This is a genomic window from Microvirga makkahensis (assembly GCF_009830105.1).
Classification (GTDB): domain Bacteria; phylum Pseudomonadota; class Alphaproteobacteria; order Rhizobiales; family Beijerinckiaceae; genus Microvirga; species Microvirga makkahensis.
The window spans coordinates 22,133-39,809 of the sequence record NZ_WURB01000001.1 but is presented as its reverse complement, the minus strand read 5'-3'; the positions used below and the strand labels follow the sequence as shown (position 1 = coordinate 39,809).

Below are 17,677 nucleotides of genomic sequence, written 5' to 3'. Positions count from 1 at the left end.
TCTTTGGCGGCCTTCCCAAAAGGGCTCGCAACGAGCCCGGAAATGTCCAGCGCCGGTGCTTTCGCCGGGCGGCTAATCCAGGGTCCCGATCCCCGGGGTTCTTGATTAGGCGTGTATGAGGAACGAGGTCCAGATGGCCAATACACTGATCGGCCGGAAGCGCATTCGCAAGTTCTTCGGGAAAATCAAGGAAGTGGCGGAAATGCCGAACCTCATCGAGGTTCAGAAGGCATCTTACGACCAGTTCCTGATGGTCGAAGAACCAAAAGGCGGCCGGCCGGAAGAGGGCTTGCAAGCCGTCTTCAAATCGGTTTTCCCGATTTCGGACTTTTCGAATACTGCTCTGCTCGAATTCGTGAAGTATACGTTCGAGCCCCCGAAATACGATGTGGACGAATGCCGCCAGCGCGGCATGACCTTCGCTGCGCCCCTCAAGGTGACGCTGCGCCTCATCGTGTTTGATGTGGACCCGGATACCGGCGCCCGCTCCGTGAAGGACATCAAGGAGCAGGACGTCTACATGGGCGACATGCCGCTCATGACGGACAACGGTACCTTCATCGTCAACGGCACCGAGCGCGTCATCGTCTCGCAGATGCACCGTTCGCCGGGCGTCTTCTTCGACCATGACAAGGGCAAGACGCACTCCTCCGGCAAGCTGCTGTTCGCCGCCCGTATCATTCCCTATCGCGGTTCCTGGCTCGACATCGAGTTCGACGCCAAGGACATCGTGTATGCGCGCATCGACCGCAAGCGTAAGATCCCGGTCACGTCGCTGCTCTACGCCCTCGGCCTCGACGGTGAAGAGATCCTCAACACCTTCTACAACCGCATCGTCTACACCAGGGCGAAGGATGGCTGGACCATTCCTTACGACGCGGAACGCATGAAGGGCTTCAAGGCAACCGTCGACCTCATCGACGCGAAGACCGGCGAAGTTGTGCTCGAGGCCGGCAAGAAGCTGACCGCCCGTGCTGCCCGTCAGCTCGCGGAGAAGGGTCTCACGCACCTGCGCGTGACGGACGAGGATCTGGTCGGCCAGTACGTGGCCGAGGATCTCGTCAACCCGCAGACCGGCGAAATCCATGCCGAGGCGGGCGACGAGCTCGACCTGTCGGTCGACGCGAAGACCGGCGAGCGCAAGGGCAAGCTGGCTGAGCTCATCGACCTCGGCTACACCGAGATTCCGGTTCTGGACATCGACCACGTCACCGTGGGGCCCTACATCCGCAACACGCTGGCCATCGACAAAGCCTCCTCCCGCGAGGATGCCCTGTTCGACATCTACCGCGTCATGCGTCCGGGCGAGCCGCCGATCCTCGAGACCGCGGAAGCCATGTTCAACTCGCTGTTCTTCGATGCCGAGCGCTACGATCTCTCGGCGGTCGGCCGCGTGAAGATGAACATGCGTCTCGACCTGGATGCCGAGGACACCGTGCGCACGCTCCGCCGCGAAGACATCCTCGCGGTCACGAAGGCGCTCGTTGACCTGCGCGACGGCAAGGGCGAGATCGACGACATCGATCACCTCGGCAACCGCCGCGTGCGTTCGGTCGGCGAGCTCATGGAGAACCAGTATCGCCTCGGCCTTCTCCGCATGGAGCGCGCCATCAAGGAGCGCATGTCGTCGGTCGATATCGACACCGTCATGCCGCAGGACTTGATCAACGCGAAGCCTGCCGCGGCCGCCGTGCGCGAGTTCTTCGGCTCCTCGCAGCTCTCGCAGTTCATGGACCAGACCAATCCGCTCTCCGAGGTCACGCACAAGCGTCGTCTCTCGGCTCTCGGCCCGGGCGGTCTGACCCGCGAGCGCGCCGGCTTCGAGGTGCGCGACGTGCACCCGACCCACTACGGCCGCATCTGCCCGATCGAGACGCCGGAAGGTCCGAACATCGGCCTGATCAACTCGCTGGCCACCTTCGCGCGCGTCAACAAGTACGGCTTCATCGAGACGCCGTTCCGCCGCGTGCGCGACAGCCGAGTCACGGATGAGGTCGTGTACCTCTCCGCGATGGAGGAGGCGAAGTACAACATCGCCCAGGCGAACTCGACGCTGGACGCCAACGGCACGCTCACCGAAGAACTGGTGATTTGCCGCCGCGCCGGCGAAAACATCGTGGTAGCGCCCGATCGCGTGGACCTGATGGAAGTGTCGCCCAAGCAGCTTGTGTCGGTCGCGGCGGCGCTCATCCCGTTCCTGGAGAACGACGACGCGAACCGCGCCCTCATGGGTTCGAACATGCAGCGCCAGGCCGTGCCGCTGGTCCAGGCGGACGCCCCGTTCGTCGGCACCGGCATGGAAGCGGTTGTGGCCCGGGATTCCGGCGCCGCCATCGCGGCCCGCCGCACCGGCATCGTCGACCAGGTTGACGCGACCCGTATCGTCATCCGCGCAACGGAGAACACGGATCCGACCCGTCCTGGCGTCGACATCTACCGGCTGCAGAAGTTCCAGCGCTCCAACCAGTCGACCTGCATCACGCAGAAGCCGCTGGTGCGCGCCGGCGACCTGGTCCGCAAGGGCGACATCATCGCCGACGGCCCGTCGACCGAGTACGGCGAGCTGGCGCTCGGCCGGAACGTGCTCGTCGCGTTCATGCCGTGGAACGGCTACAACTTCGAAGACTCGATCCTGCTCTCCGAGCGGATCGTGAAGGAAGACGTCTTCACCTCGATTCACATCGAGGAGTTCGAGGTGATGGCCCGCGACACGAAGCTCGGTCCGGAGGAAATCACGCGCGACATTCCGAACGTGTCGGAAGAGGCGCTGAAGAACCTCGACGAGGCCGGCATCGTGTACATCGGCGCCGAGGTCCATGCCGGCGACATCCTGGTCGGCAAGATCACGCCGAAGGGCGAAAGTCCGATGACGCCGGAGGAGAAGCTCCTACGCGCCATTTTCGGCGAGAAGGCTTCCGACGTCCGCGATACCTCGCTGCGCGTCCCCCCGGGCGTGACCGGTACAATCGTGGAAGTCCGTGTCTTCAACCGCCACGGCGTCGACAAGGACGAGCGCGCCCAGGCGATCGAGCGTGAGGAGATCGAGCGCCTCGCCAAGGACCGCGATGACGAGCAGGCCATCCTGGACCGCAACACCTATGCGCGTCTGGCCGAGATCCTGACCGGCAAGAAGGGCCTGGCCGGGCCGAAGGGCTACAAGAAGGACACCCCGATCACCCGCGAGCTGCTCAACGAGTATCCGCGGTCGCAATGGTGGCAGTTCGCGGTCGAAGACGACGCTCTGATGACCGAGATCGAGGCTATGCAGAAGCAATACGACGAATCGAAGAAGCGTCTCGAGCAGCGCTTCCTCGACAAGGTCGAAAAGCTGCAGCGCGGCGACGAGCTTCCGCCCGGCGTCATGAAGATGGTCAAGGTCTTCGTGGCCGTGAAGCGCAAGATCCAGCCCGGCGACAAGATGGCAGGCCGTCACGGCAACAAAGGTGTCGTGTCGCGCATCGTTCCGATCGAGGATATGCCTTTCCTCGAGGACGGCACCCATGCGGATATCGTGCTCAACCCGCTCGGCGTGCCGAGCCGCATGAACGTGGGCCAGATCCTCGAGACGCACCTCGGCTGGGCCGCTGCAGGCCTCGGCAAGCAGGTTGCCCAGGCGGTCGACGCCTACATGAGGAACGGTCAGTCGCAGGCTCTTCGCGACCAGCTGATCTCGATCTACGGCAATCTGCCTGAGATCGAGCAGGCCGCCGACGAGGAACTGGTGGAACTCGGCAACAAGCTGCGCCGCGGTGTTCCCTTCGCCACGCCCGTCTTCGACGGCGCGAAAGAGGCGGACATCGAAGCCATGCTCCAAAAGGCCGGCCTCGATCCATCAGGTCAGGTCACGCTGTATGACGGCAAGACCGGCGAGCCTTTCGACCGCAAGGTCACGGTGGGCTACATCTACATGCTGAAGCTGCACCACCTCGTGGACGACAAGATCCACGCCCGCTCCATCGGCCCCTACAGCCTCGTCACCCAGCAGCCGCTGGGCGGTAAGGCTCAGTTCGGCGGTCAGCGCTTCGGCGAAATGGAGGTGTGGGCACTGGAGGCTTACGGCGCCGCCTATACCCTTCAGGAAATGCTCACGGTCAAGTCGGACGACGTGGCCGGCCGCACCAAGGTCTACGAGGCCATCGTTCGCGGCGACGACACCTTCGAGTCGGGCATTCCGGAGAGCTTCAACGTTCTCGTGAAGGAAATGCGCTCGCTGGGTCTCAACGTCGAGCTGACCAACTCCAAGAAGGCGGCCAACGAGGCGGAGCAACTGCCTCCGTCGGAAGCCGCCGAGTAAGGTGCGCAAGCGCTTTTGAATTTGACGACAGGCCGCGGCCATAACGCCGCGGCCCCATGCAATTGCCGGTGAGGGTGCTTAATTGGAGCACCCTTCAGCCCAGGAGACGGCGATGAATCAAGAGGTCATGAATCTCTTCAACCAGACGGCCCAGCCGCAGAGCTTCGATCAGATCAAGATCTCGATCGCGAGCCCTGAGAAGATTCTGTCCTGGTCCTACGGCGAGATCAAAAAGCCCGAGACCATCAACTACCGTACGTTCAAGCCCGAGCGCGACGGCTTGTTCTGCGCGCGCATTTTCGGCCCGATCAAGGACTACGAGTGCTTGTGCGGCAAGTACAAGCGAATGAAGTACAAGGGCGTGATCTGCGAGAAGTGCGGCGTCGAAGTGACGCTCGCCCGCGTGCGTCGCGACCGCATGGGCCACATCGAGCTCGCGGCTCCCGTCGCGCATATCTGGTTCCTCAAGTCCCTGCCGAGCCGCATCGGTCTGCTGCTCGACATGACTCTGAAGGATCTGGAGCGCATTCTCTACTTTGAGTCCTACATCGTCGTCGATGCGGGCCTGACGCCTCTCAAGGACCGTCAGCTGCTGACCGAGGAAGAGTACATCCGCGCCCAGGACGAGTACGGCGAGGACAGCTTCACCGCGATGATCGGCGCGGAAGCCATCCGCCGCATCCTCCAGGAGCTCGACCTCGAGAAGACGGCTCAGGACATCCGTGAGGAGATCGCGGTCACCACGTCCGAGCTGAAGCCGAAGAAGCTCATGAAGCGCCTCAAGATCATCGAGGCCTTCATTCAATCGGGCAACAAGCCCGAGTGGATGATCATGACCGTCGTTCCGGTGATTCCGCCGGATCTGCGTCCGCTCGTTCCGCTCGACGGCGGCCGCTTCGCGACATCGGATCTCAACGATCTCTACCGCCGCGTCATCAACCGCAACAATCGCCTGAAGCGGCTCATGGAGCTGCGCGCTCCGGACATCATCGTCCGCAACGAGAAGCGCATGCTGCAGGAAGCGGTCGACGCCCTGTTCGACAACGGCCGCCGCGGCCGCGTCATTACCGGCGCCAACAAGCGTCCGCTGAAGTCGCTTGCCGACATGCTCAAGGGTAAGCAGGGCCGCTTCCGTCAGAACCTGCTCGGTAAGCGCGTCGACTATTCGGGGCGATCGGTCATCGTCGTGGGCCCGGAGCTCAAGCTCCATCAATGCGGCCTGCCGAAGAAGATGGCTCTCGAGCTCTTCAAGCCGTTCATCTACGCCAAGCTCGACGCGCGCGGCCTGTCCGCCACCGTCAAGCAGGCGAAGAAGCTCGTCGAGAAGGAGAAGCCTGAGGTTTGGGACATCCTGGACGAGGTCATCCGCGAGCATCCGGTGCTACTCAACCGCGCCCCGACGCTCCACCGCCTCGGCATCCAGGCCTTCGAGCCGACCCTGATCGAAGGCAAGGCGATCCAGCTGCACCCGCTCGTCTGCGCCGCGTTCAACGCGGACTTCGACGGCGACCAGATGGCCGTCCACGTGCCGCTCTCGCTCGAGGCGCAGCTCGAGGCCCGTGTGCTGATGATGTCCACCAACAACATCCTGCACCCGGCGAACGGTCAGCCGATCATCGTCCCCTCGCAAGACATCGTTCTGGGCCTCTACTACCTCTCGATCGTCTCCGACGGGCAGCCCGGCCAGGGCAAGGCCTTCGCAGACATGGGCGAGATCGAGCACGCGCTGCACGAGAAGGTCATCACGCTCCATTCCAAGATCAAGTATCGCTGGGAAGGCGTGGGAGAGGACGGCAAGCCCTATACCAAGATCGTCGACACGACCGCAGGTCGCGTCATGCTCTCGCGCCTCCTGCCGAAGCATCCGGCCTTGTCCTTCGACGTCGTGAACAAGCTCATGACGAAGAAGGAAATCTCCAACATGATCGATGCCGTGTACCGGCATTGCGGTCAGAAGGAGTCCGTGATCTTCTGCGATCGCATCATGGGCCTGGGCTTCTACAACGCGTTCCGCGCCGGCATCTCGTTCGGTAAGGACGACATGGTGATCCCGGAGAACAAGTGGCAGATCGTCGAGGAGACCCGCGCCCTCGCGAAGGATTACGAGCAGCAGTACCAGGACGGCCTGATCACCCAGGGTGAGAAGTACAACAAGGTCGTCGACGCCTGGGCGAAGTGCTCGGATCGTCTCGCCGCCGAGATGATGAATCGCATCTCCACGGTCCAGAAGGACGACCAGGGCCGCGACAAGCCGGTCAACTCGATCTACATGATGTCCCACTCGGGCGCCCGTGGTTCACCGGCCCAGATGAAGCAGCTCGCAGCCATGCGTGGCCTCATGGCCAAGCCGTCGGGCGAGATCATCGAGACGCCGATCATCTCGAACTTCAAGGAAGGCCTGGACGTGCTCGAGTACTTCAACTCGACCCACGGCGCCCGTAAGGGCCTGGCCGACACCGCGCTCAAGACCGCGAACTCGGGTTACCTGACCCGCCGTCTCGTGGACGTGGCGCAGGATGCGGTCATCCGTGAACCGGATTGCGGCACCGACAAGGGCATCAAGATGCGCGCCATCATCGACGCTGGCCAAGTGGTCGCGTCGCTGGCCTCGCGTATTCTGGGCCGTTCCACGGCCGAGGACTTGGTGGCCCAAGACGGCACGGTGATCGTTCCGAAGGGGACGATGATCGAGGAGCATCATCTCGAGGCTATCGGCGCTGCCGGTATCCAGGAGGTGAAGATCCGCTCGGTGCTCGTCTGCGAGTCCAGGAATGGTGTCTGCGCCACCTGCTACGGACGCGACCTGGCCCGCGGCACTCCGGTGAACCACGGCGAGGCCGTCGGCGTGATCGCCGCCCAGTCCATCGGCGAGCCGGGCACCCAGCTCACGATGCGTACCTTCCACATCGGCGGCGCCGCCCAGATCGCCGACTCGTCCTTCATCGAGTCGAGCTTCGAGGGCACGATTGGCTTCCGCAACAAGAACATTGCGCGCAATTCTGACGGCGACCTCGTCGTCATGGGCCGCAACGTGGCTGTTGTGATCACCGGTCCGGACGGTACCGAGCGTGCGGTTCACCGCCTGCAGTACGGTTCGCGCCTGAAGGTGGACGAGGGCGACACGATCAAGCGCGGCCAGCGCATCGCGGAATGGGACCCCTATTCCCGCCCGATCCTGACCGAGGTCGAAGGAACAGTCGGCTACGAGGACCTCGTGGACGGCGCGTCGATGATCGAGTCCATGGACGAGTCCACCGGCATCGCCAAGCGTGTTGTCATCGACTGGCGCGGCACGGCCCGTACGGCCGATCTGCGTCCGGCCGTGGTCGTCCAGGGTGCCGGCGGCAAGGTGGCCAAGCTCGCCCGCGGCGGCGACGCCCGCTACCTGCTGCCCGTGGATGCGATCCTCGCGGTCGATCCCGGCTCCAAGGTCAAGGCTGGTGACGTTCTGGCCCGTGTCTCTACCGAGAGCGCCAAGACCCGCGACATCACGGGCGGTCTGCCGCGCGTGGCGGAGCTGTTCGAGGCTCGTCGTCCGAAGGATGCGGCCATCATTGCGGAGAAGTCCGGCACGATTCAGTTCGGCCGCGACTACAAGAGCAAGCGTCGCCTGACGCTGACGCCGCATGATGGTTCGGAGCCGGTGGAGTACCTGATCCCCAAGGGCAAGCACATCCACCTGCAGGACGGCGACGTGGTCGAAATCGGTGACTTCATCGTCGACGGCAACCCGGCGCCGCACGACATCCTGGCGATCAAGGGCGTCGAGGAGCTGGCAGCCTACCTCGTCAACGAAATCCAGGAGGTCTATCGTCTCCAGGGCGTGCTCATCAACGACAAGCACATCGAGGTGATCGTTCGCCAGATGCTGCAGAAGGTTGAGATCACGGAAGGTGGCGACAGCGAGTTCCTGGCCGGAGAGCAGGTCGATCGTCTCGAGTTCGAGGAGGTCAACGAACGCCTCGTGGCCGAGAAGAAGAAGCCCGCAGAGGGAGTGCCGGTTCTGCTCGGCATCACCAAGGCGTCTCTCCAGACCCGCTCCTTCATCTCGGCGGCGTCCTTCCAGGAGACCACCCGCGTCCTTACGGAGGCGGCGGTCAACGGCAAGGTCGATACCCTCGAGGGCCTCAAGGAGAACGTAATCGTCGGCAGCTTGATTCCGGCAGGCACCGGCGCTCTCACGGCTCAGATCAAGGCCGTGGCGACGCACCGGGATGAGCTGATCCTTCAGCAGAAGCGTTCGGAGTCCGCCGCTCAGGTCGGAGAGCTGCCTCCGGCCGCCGAGTAAACAGACTCAGCCCCGACAAGACAGTCAAGGCCGCCCCCACGGGGCGGCCTTTTCAATTTCCGAAACACGGAACCGATACGGCAGGCTCGGCCCCGGCGGGAGCTACGGGAACTCGAGCGTTGCGAAACCCAGGAAGGTGGCAGGTCTTGCTAGGGAGGAACCGCTTCCCAAATAGGGAATGAGACCGGAGGACGGGCAACCAGACGCGAACCATTCCCGCCCGCAAGTTAAAACCTGTTGACTTTCCGCGACTCGGACGCTAGACCAACCGGACTTTCCGGCTGGCCGTAGGTTTCCGCCAGTCGAAGCGCCTAGCTTCGACCGATGCCACCTAAACGCTGCCGAACTCAACCTTGACTGACACATGTCAGATTTAGGGCAAGACCGCGGTGCCCGATCATCGTGGTCCTCTGCAATCGCACCGCGCCAGGGGCTTTCCAAAGTCAATGGCGTGGCTTCGTTTTGTGTAGTCCGACCGGTCTGCACGAAACGTCATGTGCGGCGTTGAACCGTTGAAGACACTCAAAGGCCACCGGATCGGTGGCTGGTGAAAGAGGGCACAGGATGCCAACGATCTCTCAGCTGATCCGCAAGCCGCGGACGGCGCAAAAGAGCCGGAACAAGGTTCCCGCGCTTGAGGCCTGCCCGCAGAAGCGCGGCGTGTGCACGCGCGTTTACACCACGACCCCGAAGAAGCCGAACTCGGCTCTCCGTAAGGTCGCCAAGGTTCGCCTGACCAATGGCTTCGAAGTCATCGGTTACATTCCTGGCGAGGGCCACAACCTTCAGGAGCACTCCGTGGTGATGATCCGCGGCGGCCGCGTGAAGGACCTTCCCGGTGTTCGCTATCACGTTCTCCGCGGTGTCCTCGACACCCAGGGCGTGAAGAATCGTAAGCAGCGTCGTTCCAAGTACGGCGCGAAGCGGCCGAAGTAAGCCGTCAACATCAATTCAGGTCGGAGCTAGCTCATGTCCCGCCGCCATAGCGCCGAAAAGCGTGAGATCATCCCGGATCCGAAGTTCGGGGATGTCATTGTCACGAAGTTCATGAACTCGATCATGTACGACGGCAAGAAGTCTGCTGCCGAGCGCATCGTTTACGGTGCGTTCGATATCGTCGAGAACCGCGCCAAAGCCAATCCCCTCGAGGTCTTCAAGCAGGCCCTCGACAATGTCGCCCCTGCGATCGAAGTCCGTTCCCGCCGAGTCGGCGGTGCGACGTACCAGGTTCCGGTCGAGGTTCGTACCGAGCGCCGTCAGGCTCTTGCGATCCGCTGGATCATCCAGGCTGCCCGCGGCCGCAACGACAAGACCATGGTCGAGCGTCTCTCCGCCGAGCTGCTCGATGCATCGAACAACCGCGGCAATGCCGTGAAAAAGCGCGAAGACACTCACCGTATGGCAGAAGCCAACCGTGCGTTCTCGCACTACCGCTGGTAACGGTAAGGAGCTTAAGCGATGCCCCGCACGCACGCGATTGAGGACTACCGTAATTTCGGCATCATGGCCCACATCGATGCCGGCAAGACGACGACCACTGAGCGCATCCTGTACTACACCGGTAAGTCCCACAAGATCGGTGAAGTGCACGAAGGTGCCGCTACCATGGACTGGATGGAGCAGGAGCAGGAGCGTGGTATCACGATCACGTCCGCTGCCACCACCTGCTTCTGGAACGGCAAGCGCCTGAACATCATCGACACCCCCGGCCACGTCGACTTCACCATCGAGGTGGAGCGCTCGCTGCGCGTGCTTGACGGCGCCGTCTGTGTCCTCGACGGAAACCAGGGTGTCGAGCCCCAGACCGAGACCGTGTGGCGTCAGGCCGACAAGTACGATGTTCCGCGCGTCGTGTTCGTCAACAAGATGGACAAGACCGGCGCAAACTTCTTCAAGTGCGTCGAAGACATCGTGAAGCGCGTCGCCGGCAAGCCGGTGTGCCTGCAGATCCCGATCGGTGCCGAGAGCGACTTCAAGGGCATGGTCGATCTGATCAAGATGAAGGCGCTCGTCTGGTCCGGCGAGGCGCTCGGAGCTGCGTTCAACGAAGTCGAGATTCCTGCCGACCTGCAGGATCAGGCTCAGGAATATCGGGCGAAGCTCGTCGAGGCCGCCGTCGAGATGGACGACGAGGCGATGATGGCTTACCTCGACGGCCAGGAGCCGGACGAGGCGACTCTCCGCCGTCTGATCCGCACCGCCGTGCAGCGTCGCGCCTTCCACCCGGTTCTCTGTGGTTCGGCATTCAAGAACAAGGGCGTTCAGCCGCTTCTCGATGCGGTCGTGGACTTCCTGCCTTCTCCGGCCGACCGTGAGGCGATCCAGGGTATCGACTTCAAGACCGAAGAGCCGACCACCCGCAAGCCGGCTGACGACGAAGCGTTCTCCATGCTCGCGTTCAAGATCATGGACGACCCCTTCGTGGGCACGATCACCTTCTGCCGCGTCTATTCGGGCAAGGTGAACGCCGGCGAAACTCTTCTGAACTCCTCGCGCGACAAGAAAGAGCGCGTCGGCCGCATGCTGCTGATGCATGCGAACAACCGCGAGGATATCAAGGAAGCTTATGCCGGGGATATCGTTGCCCTCGCAGGCCTCAAGGAAGTCCGCACCGGAGACACGCTCTGTGATCCCAACAAGGCGGTCATTCTCGAGCGCATGGAGTTCCCTGAGCCGGTGATCGAGATCGCCATCGAGCCCAAGTCGAAGGCAGACCAGGAAAAGCTGGGTCTGGCCCTCTCGAAGCTCGCGGCGGAAGACCCGTCCTTCCGCGTCTCGACGGACGCTGAGTCCGGTCAGACGATCCTGAAGGGCATGGGCGAACTTCACCTCGACATCAAAGTCGACATTCTGAAGCGCACCTACAAGGTGGATGCGAATGTGGGCGCTCCGCAGGTCGCCTATCGTGAGACGATCACGAAGAAGACCGAAGTGGACTACACCCACAAGAAGCAGACAGGCGGTACCGGCCAGTTCGCTCGCGTGAAGCTGGTCGTCCAGCCGAACGAGCCGGGCGCGGGCTTCTCCTTCGAGTCGAAGATCGTCGGCGGTGCGGTTCCGAAGGAATACATCCCGGGCGTCGAGAAGGGGCTGCAGTCGGTCGTGGGCGCTGGCGTCGTCGCCGGCTTCCCGGTGGTTGATCTCAAGGTCGAGCTCATCGACGGTGCCTTCCACGAGGTCGACTCGTCTGCTCTGGCGTTCGAAATCGCCTCTCGTGCTGCTCTCCGTGAGGCCCTCCAGAAGGGCGCTTCGGTTCTGCTCGAGCCGGTGATGAAGGTCGAGGTCACGACCCCCGAGGATTACACGGGCTCCGTGATTGGCGATCTGAACTCTCGCCGCGGCCAGATTCAAGGCCAGGACATGCGCGGCAACGCCGTGGTCATCAATGCGATGGTCCCGCTCGCCAACATGTTCGGCTACGTGAACACCCTGCGCGGCATGAGCCAGGGGCGCGCGAGCTACACCATGCAGTTCGACCACTATGAGCAGGTGCCGTCGAACGTGGCTGCCGAGGTTCAGGCGAAATACGCCTGAACCCACTAAAGCGAATATTGGAATATCAAAGGAACGGGTGCCACGATGGCGAAGGAAAAGTTTGAGCGGACGAAGCCGCACTGCAACATCGGGACGATTGGTCACGTTGACCATGGCAAGACGTCTCTGACGGCGGCGATCACGAAGGTTCTGGCGGAGTCTGGCGGGGCGACGTTTACGGCGTACGACCAGATCGACAAGGCTCCGGAAGAGAAGGCGCGCGGCATCACGATCTCGACGGCGCACGTTGAGTACGAGACCACGAACCGGCACTATGCGCACGTGGACTGCCCCGGCCACGCCGACTACGTGAAGAACATGATCACGGGCGCGGCGCAGATGGACGGCGCGATTCTGGTGGTGTCGTCGGCGGACGGCCCGATGCCGCAGACGCGCGAGCACATCCTTCTGGCGCGCCAGGTGGGCGTGCCGGCGCTGGTGGTGTTCATGAACAAGGTCGACATGGTGGACGATCCGGAGCTTCTGGATCTGGTTGAGCTTGAGGTTCGCGAGCTTCTGTCGAAGTACGACTTCCCGGGCGACGACATTCCGATCGTGAAGGGCTCGGCGCTGTGCGCGCTGGAGGACCGTCAGCCTGAGATCGGGCGCGACCGGGTTCTCGAGCTGATGGCCGAGGTGGACCGCTACATCCCGCAGCCGGAGCGTCCGGTGGACCAGCCGTTCCTGATGCCGATCGAGGACGTGTTCTCGATTTCGGGCCGCGGCACGGTGGTGACGGGCCGCGTCGAGCGTGGCATCATCAAGGTCGGCGAGGAAGTGGAGATCGTGGGTCTTCGCGACACGCAGAAGACGACGGTCACGGGCGTCGAGATGTTCCGCAAGCTGCTCGACCAGGGCCAGGCGGGCGACAACGTGGGCGTTCTGCTGCGCGGCACGAAGCGCGAGGACGTGGAGCGCGGCCAGGTGCTGTGCAAGCCCGGCTCGATCCGGCCGCACACCAAGTTCAAGGCCGAAGCCTACATCCTGACGAAGGAGGAGGGCGGGCGTCACACGCCGTTCTTCGGCAACTACCGTCCGCAGTTCTACTTCCGCACGACCGACGTGACGGGCGTTGTGAAGCTGCCCGAGGGCACCGAGATGGTGATGCCGGGCGACAACATCACGATGGAAGTGGAGCTGATTGCTCCGATCGCCATGGAAGAAAAGCTGCGCTTCGCCATCCGTGAAGGCGGTCGTACCGTCGGCGCCGGCGTCGTCGCCGCCGTGATGGACTAACAAGAGAGGATCAAAGGACAGCGGCCGGGTTACGGCTCGGCCGCTTCCCTTGTTGAATGGATAAGCCATGAACGGTCAAAACATTCGTATTCGCCTTAAGGCGTTCGACCACCGGATCCTCGACGCTTCGACACGGGAAATCGTGTCGACCGCGAAGCGGACCGGCGCCCAGGTGCGCGGGCCCATCCCGCTGCCGACGCGCATCGAGCGCTTTACGGTGCTTCGCTCGCCGCACATCGACAAGAAGTCGCGCGAGCAGTTCGAGATGCGCACTCACAAGCGTGTTCTCGATATCGTGGACCCCACGCCGCAGACGGTTGATGCTCTGATGAAGCTCGATCTCGCTGCTGGTGTGGACGTGGAAATCAAGCTCTGAGCCGTTGGGCTTGGAGCTTTCGGTAGACACGCCGAGAGGATACGCACATGCGCTCAGGCGTCATTGCACAGAAAGTCGGGATGACCCGCATCTTCACGGATGCCGGTGAACATGTCCCGGTCACGGTTCTCAAGGTCGACAACTGTCAGGTCGTCGCCCACAGGACCAAGGAAAAGAACGGCTATACCGCGCTGCAGGTCGGCGTCGGCAAAGCCAAGGTGAAGAACGTTTCCAAGGCCGAGCGCGGGCATTTCGCAGTCGCTCAGGTCGAGCCGAAGCGCAAGCTCGCGGAGTTCCGCGTCTCCGAGGATGCCATCATCCCGGTCGGAGCCGAGATCACCGCCGATCATTTCGTTGCCGGTCAGTTCGTGGACGTCACGGGCATCACCACCGGTAAGGGCTTCGCCGGCGGTATGAAGCGCTGGAACTTCGGCGGTCTGCGCGCCACGCACGGCGTGTCGATCTCCCACCGCTCGATCGGTTCGACTGGTGGCCGCCAGGATCCAGGCAAGACGTTCAAAAACAAGAAGATGCCGGGTCACCTGGGTGTCGAGCGCGTTACGACGCAGAACCTGCGCGTCGTCTCGACCGACGTCGAGCGCGGGCTGATCCTCGTCGAGGGCGCCGTTCCGGGCGTCGCCGGCGGCTGGATCTTCATCCGTGACGCGGTGAAGCGGAAGCTGCCGAAAGAAGTGCCGATGCCCGGCGCGTTCCGTTCGGCCAACGATGCTGCACCGGCCCCCCAGGCTGAGCAGGCCCAAGAGGAGAATGCGTGATGAAGCTTGATGTCACCACGCTTGAGGGCAACACGTCCGGCTCCGTCGAGCTGAACGAGGCCATTTTCGGCCTCGAGCCGCGCGCCGACCTGCTGGCCCGTTGCGTCCGCTGGCAGCTGGCAAAGCGCCAGGCCGGAACGCACGCCGTAAAGAATCGTTCGGACATCGACCGGACGACGAAGAAGGTCTATAAGCAGAAAGGCACAGGCAGCGCCCGTCACGGCGCCGCGAGCGCTCCCCAGTTCCGGGGCGGCGGTCGTGCCTTTGGCCCGCAGGTCCGAAGCCATGCCCACGACCTGCCCAAGAAGGTCCGCGCTCTTGCCCTGAAGCATGCGCTTTCGTCCAAGGCCAAGGATGCCTCGCTCGTCGTTCTCGACGACGTGACGCTCTCCGAGCCCAAGACGAAGGCTCTCATCGAGCGCTTCGGCAAGCTCGGCCTCGGCAATGCCCTCATTATCGGGGGCGCTGAGATCGAGGCGAACTTCCAGCGGGCTGCTCGCAACATCCCGAATATCGACGTCCTGCCGGTGCAGGGCATCAATGTCTATGACATCCTGCGTCGCGAGAAGCTCGTTCTCACGAAGGCGGCTGTCGATGCGCTGGAGGCGCGCTTCAAATGAGCCTGGACCCGCGCCATTACGATGTGATCGTAAGCCCGGTCATCACCGAGAAGGCAACGACCCTGTCCGAACAGAACAAGGTCGTGTTCAAGGTGCGCCCGGAAGCGACGAAGCCGCAGATCAAGGAAGCGGTCGAGAAGCTGTTCGATGTCAAGGTGAAGAGCGTCAACACGCTCGTCACCAAGGGCAAAGTGAAGATGTTCCGCGGCACCCGCGGCCAGCGGTCGGACGTGAAGAAGGCGGTTGTGACCCTCGAAGAGGGCCAGACCATCGACGTCACGACGGGCCTCTGATCGGTTGAGAGAGTGATCCGATGGCTTTGAAAACCTTCAAACCAATCACCCCCGGCCTGCGCCAGCTGGTGATCGTCGACCGCAGCGAGCTCTACAAGGGCAAGCCGGTCAAGAAGCTGACGGAGGGCAAGAGCTCCTCCGGCGGCCGTAACAACCTGGGTCGCGTGACTGTCCGCTTCCGTGGCGGTGGTCACAAGCGCACCCTGCGCCTGGTCGATTTCAAGCGTCGCGGCCGTATGGGAGATGTGGCGACCGTGGAGCGGATCGAGTACGATCCGAACCGCACCGCCTTCATCGCGCTGATCCGCTACGCCGACGGTGAGCTGTCCTACATCCTGGCTCCGCAGCGTCTGGCTGTCGGCGATCAGGTGGCGGCTGGCGAACAGGTCGACATCAAGCCCGGCAATGCGATGCCGATCGGCAACATGCCGGTGGGAACGATCATCCACAATATCGAGGTGAAGATCGGCAAGGGTGGTGCTCTGGCGCGCTCTGCCGGTACCTACGCTCAGATCGTGGGGCGCGACCAGGGCTACGTGACGGTACGCTTGAATTCAGGCGAGCAGCGCATGGTCCATGGTCAGTGCTTCGCCAGTGTTGGCGCGGTATCGAACCCTGACCACATGAACACCTCGGCTGGTAAGGCCGGTCGTAACCGCTGGCTCGGCAAGCGCCCGCACAACCGCGGCGTTTCGATGAACCCGATCGACCACCCGCACGGTGGTGGTGAAGGTCGTACCTCCGGCGGCCGTCACCCGGTTTCGCCGTGGGGCATCCCCACCAAGGGCAAGAAAACCCGTTCGAACAAGCGGACCGACAAATTCATCGTGTCGAGCCGCCACGCTCGGAAGAAGTAAGGATAGAGGCACGTCATGGCACGTTCGCTTTGGAAGGGCCCGTTCGTCGACGGCTACCTCCTCAAGAAGGCCGAGGCTGCCCGTTCTTCGGGCCGCAACGAGGTCATCAAGATCTGGAGCCGCCGCTCCACGATCCTCCCGCAGTTCGTGGGCCTCACTTTCGGGGTCTACAATGGTCAGAAGCACATTCCCGTTCTCGTGAGCGAGGAAATGGTGGGTCACAAGTTCGGCGAGTTCTCGCCGACCCGCACTTTCCACGGCCACGCGGCGGACAAGAAGGCGAAGAGGAAGTAAGATGGGTAAGGCCGCGACTCCTCGCGCATTGAGCGACAACGAGGCTCAAGCCGTCGCTCGCATGCTGCGCGTCAGCCCCCAGAAGCTCAATCTTGTTGCGGCCCTTATCCGCGGCAAGAAGGTTTCTGCGGCTCTCGCCGACCTCGAGTTCTCCCGCAAGCGCATTGCTCGCGACGTGAAGAAGTGCCTCGAGAGCGCCATTGCCAACGCCGAGAACAACCACAACCTCGATGTGGACGATCTCGTCGTCAGCCAGGCCTATGTCGGAAAGGCGCTCGTGATGAAGCGCTTCCACGCCCGGGCCCGCGGCCGGGGCGCTCGTATCGAAAAGCCGTTCTCGAACCTCACGATCGTGGTTCGGGAAGTTGCCGAACAGGCATAAAGGAGAACCAGATGGGTCAGAAAATCAACCCGATCGGTCTTCGGCTCGGCATCAACCGGACCTGGGACTCGCGCTGGTTCGCCGGCAAGGGCGAGTACGCCAAGCTGATGCACGAGGATATGGCGATCCGCGAAGCTCTCATGAAGCAGCTGAAGCAGGCCGCCGTGTCGAAGATCGTGATCGAGCGTCCGCACAAGAAGTGCCGCGTCACCATCCACTCGGGACGTCCGGGCGTGGTGATCGGCAAGAAGGGTGCCGACATCGAGAAGCTCCGCAAGCTCGTCGCGAAGATGACGGACGCGGATGTGGCGATCAACATCGTCGAGGTCCGCAAGCCGGAAGTCGATGCCACCCTGGTGGCCGATTCGATCGCTCAGCAGCTCGAGCGCCGCGTCGCTTTCCGCCGCGCCATGAAGCGCGCCGTTCAGTCGGCCATGCGTCTGGGTGCCGAAGGCATCCGCATCAACTGCTCCGGCCGTCTGGGTGGCGCTGAAATCGCCCGCCTCGAATGGTACCGCGAGGGCCGCGTTCCGCTGCACACCCTGCGTGCGGATGTCGATTACGGCGTGTCCACGGCGTTTACGACTTATGGCACCTGCGGCATCAAGGTTTGGATCTTCAAGGGCGAAATCCTTGAGCATGATCCGATGGCCCAGGACAAGCGGATGAACGAGGAAGGAGGCCGCTCTGGTGGCCGCCGCGAGCAGGCGGCGTAACGGAGAGGTCA

14 protein-coding genes are annotated in these 17,677 nt (G+C 62.9%); all 14 read left to right on the top strand.

Annotated features, from left to right (window positions below; translation table 11 throughout):
- The first annotated feature begins 133 nt into the window (after positions 1–133).
- The 14 genes from rpoB to rpsC all read left to right on the top strand — a co-directional run bounded on the left by rpoB (position 134) and on the right by rpsC (position 17,666).
- Positions 134–4,294 carry a DNA-directed RNA polymerase subunit beta gene (gene rpoB, locus GR328_RS00230; protein ID WP_160882535.1) on the top strand — a complete coding sequence of 1,387 codons (4,161 nt, stop codon included), beginning with the start codon at positions 134–136 and terminating at the stop codon, positions 4,292–4,294.
- A gap of 112 nt (positions 4,295–4,406) precedes the next feature.
- Positions 4,407–8,582 carry a DNA-directed RNA polymerase subunit beta' gene (rpoC, locus tag GR328_RS00225; protein ID WP_160882534.1) on the top strand — a complete coding sequence of 1,392 codons (4,176 nt, stop codon included), beginning with the start codon at positions 4,407–4,409 and terminating at the stop codon, positions 8,580–8,582.
- A 564-nt stretch (positions 8,583–9,146) separates the two neighbouring features.
- On the top strand, positions 9,147–9,518 hold the full coding sequence (gene rpsL, locus GR328_RS00220) for a 30S ribosomal protein S12 (RefSeq protein WP_019400023.1): 372 nt from the start codon (positions 9,147–9,149) through the stop codon (positions 9,516–9,518).
- A gap of 33 nt (positions 9,519–9,551) precedes the next feature.
- Entirely contained in the window at positions 9,552–10,022 is a 471-nt protein-coding gene (gene rpsG / locus GR328_RS00215; protein ID WP_160882533.1) for a 30S ribosomal protein S7, read from the top strand.
- An 18-nt stretch (positions 10,023–10,040) separates the two neighbouring features.
- Positions 10,041–12,116 carry an elongation factor G gene (fusA, locus tag GR328_RS00210; protein ID WP_160882532.1) on the top strand — a complete coding sequence of 692 codons (2,076 nt, stop codon included), beginning with the start codon at positions 10,041–10,043 and terminating at the stop codon, positions 12,114–12,116.
- A gap of 45 nt (positions 12,117–12,161) precedes the next feature.
- The gene (tuf, locus tag GR328_RS00205; protein ID WP_160882531.1) at positions 12,162–13,352 is read left to right on the top strand and encodes an elongation factor Tu; all 1,191 of its coding nucleotides are present in this window, start codon (positions 12,162–12,164) and stop codon (positions 13,350–13,352) included.
- A 67-nt stretch (positions 13,353–13,419) separates the two neighbouring features.
- Complete coding sequence (rpsJ, locus tag GR328_RS00200; RefSeq protein ID WP_009764298.1) at positions 13,420–13,728, top strand: 30S ribosomal protein S10; 309 nt, start codon at positions 13,420–13,422, stop codon at positions 13,726–13,728.
- A 47-nt stretch (positions 13,729–13,775) separates the two neighbouring features.
- Entirely contained in the window at positions 13,776–14,504 is a 729-nt protein-coding gene (rplC, locus tag GR328_RS00195; protein WP_160882530.1) for a 50S ribosomal protein L3, read from the top strand.
- Positions 14,504–15,124, top strand: a complete 621-nt coding sequence (gene rplD / locus GR328_RS00190; RefSeq protein ID WP_160882529.1) for a 50S ribosomal protein L4 — start codon at positions 14,504–14,506, stop codon at positions 15,122–15,124. Before rplC ends, rplD begins: the two co-directional genes overlap by 1 nt.
- Positions 15,121–15,417, top strand: a complete 297-nt coding sequence (locus GR328_RS00185; protein WP_160882528.1) for a 50S ribosomal protein L23 — start codon at positions 15,121–15,123, stop codon at positions 15,415–15,417. The genes rplD and GR328_RS00185 overlap by 4 nt, the downstream gene beginning before the upstream one ends.
- A gap of 20 nt (positions 15,418–15,437) precedes the next feature.
- Positions 15,438–16,274, top strand: a complete 837-nt coding sequence (gene rplB / locus GR328_RS00180) for a 50S ribosomal protein L2 (protein WP_160882527.1) — start codon at positions 15,438–15,440, stop codon at positions 16,272–16,274.
- Positions 16,275–16,289: 15 nt separating this feature from the next.
- Positions 16,290–16,568, top strand: coding sequence for a 30S ribosomal protein S19 (rpsS, locus tag GR328_RS00175; protein WP_047186987.1), 279 nt, complete (start codon positions 16,290–16,292; stop codon positions 16,566–16,568).
- Position 16,569: 1 nt separating this feature from the next.
- Positions 16,570–16,950: a 50S ribosomal protein L22 gene (gene rplV / locus GR328_RS00170; protein WP_047186986.1), complete on the top strand. Its 381-nt coding sequence runs from the start codon at positions 16,570–16,572 to the stop codon at positions 16,948–16,950.
- An 11-nt stretch (positions 16,951–16,961) separates the two neighbouring features.
- Positions 16,962–17,666, top strand: a complete 705-nt coding sequence (gene rpsC, locus GR328_RS00165) for a 30S ribosomal protein S3 (RefSeq protein WP_160882526.1) — start codon at positions 16,962–16,964, stop codon at positions 17,664–17,666.
- The last annotated feature ends 11 nt before the right edge of the window (positions 17,667–17,677 follow it).

Excerpts from the sequence above, each read along its gene's own strand:
- tuf (WP_160882531.1), top strand. The coding sequence starts at position 12,162 with ATGGCGAAGGAAAAGTTTGAGCGGACGAAGCCGCACTGCAACATCGGG.
- rplB (WP_160882527.1), top strand. The coding sequence starts at position 15,438 with ATGGCTTTGAAAACCTTCAAACCAATCACCCCCGGCCTGCGCCAGCTG.
- rpsC (WP_160882526.1), top strand. The coding sequence starts at position 16,962 with ATGGGTCAGAAAATCAACCCGATCGGTCTTCGGCTCGGCATCAACCGG.
- rpsG (WP_160882533.1), top strand. The coding sequence starts at position 9,552 with ATGTCCCGCCGCCATAGCGCCGAAAAGCGTGAGATCATCCCGGATCCG.
- rplV (WP_047186986.1), top strand. The coding sequence starts at position 16,570 with ATGGGTAAGGCCGCGACTCCTCGCGCATTGAGCGACAACGAGGCTCAA.
- rpoC (WP_160882534.1), top strand. The coding sequence starts at position 4,407 with ATGAATCAAGAGGTCATGAATCTCTTCAACCAGACGGCCCAGCCGCAG.
- rplC (WP_160882530.1), top strand. The coding sequence starts at position 13,776 with ATGCGCTCAGGCGTCATTGCACAGAAAGTCGGGATGACCCGCATCTTC.
- rpsS (WP_047186987.1), top strand. The coding sequence starts at position 16,290 with ATGGCACGTTCGCTTTGGAAGGGCCCGTTCGTCGACGGCTACCTCCTC.
- rpoB (WP_160882535.1), top strand. The coding sequence starts at position 134 with ATGGCCAATACACTGATCGGCCGGAAGCGCATTCGCAAGTTCTTCGGG.
- rpsL (WP_019400023.1), top strand. The coding sequence starts at position 9,147 with ATGCCAACGATCTCTCAGCTGATCCGCAAGCCGCGGACGGCGCAAAAG.
- fusA (WP_160882532.1), top strand. The coding sequence starts at position 10,041 with ATGCCCCGCACGCACGCGATTGAGGACTACCGTAATTTCGGCATCATG.
- rplD (WP_160882529.1), top strand. The coding sequence starts at position 14,504 with ATGAAGCTTGATGTCACCACGCTTGAGGGCAACACGTCCGGCTCCGTC.
- GR328_RS00185 (WP_160882528.1), top strand. The coding sequence starts at position 15,121 with ATGAGCCTGGACCCGCGCCATTACGATGTGATCGTAAGCCCGGTCATC.
- rpsJ (WP_009764298.1), top strand. The coding sequence starts at position 13,420 with ATGAACGGTCAAAACATTCGTATTCGCCTTAAGGCGTTCGACCACCGG.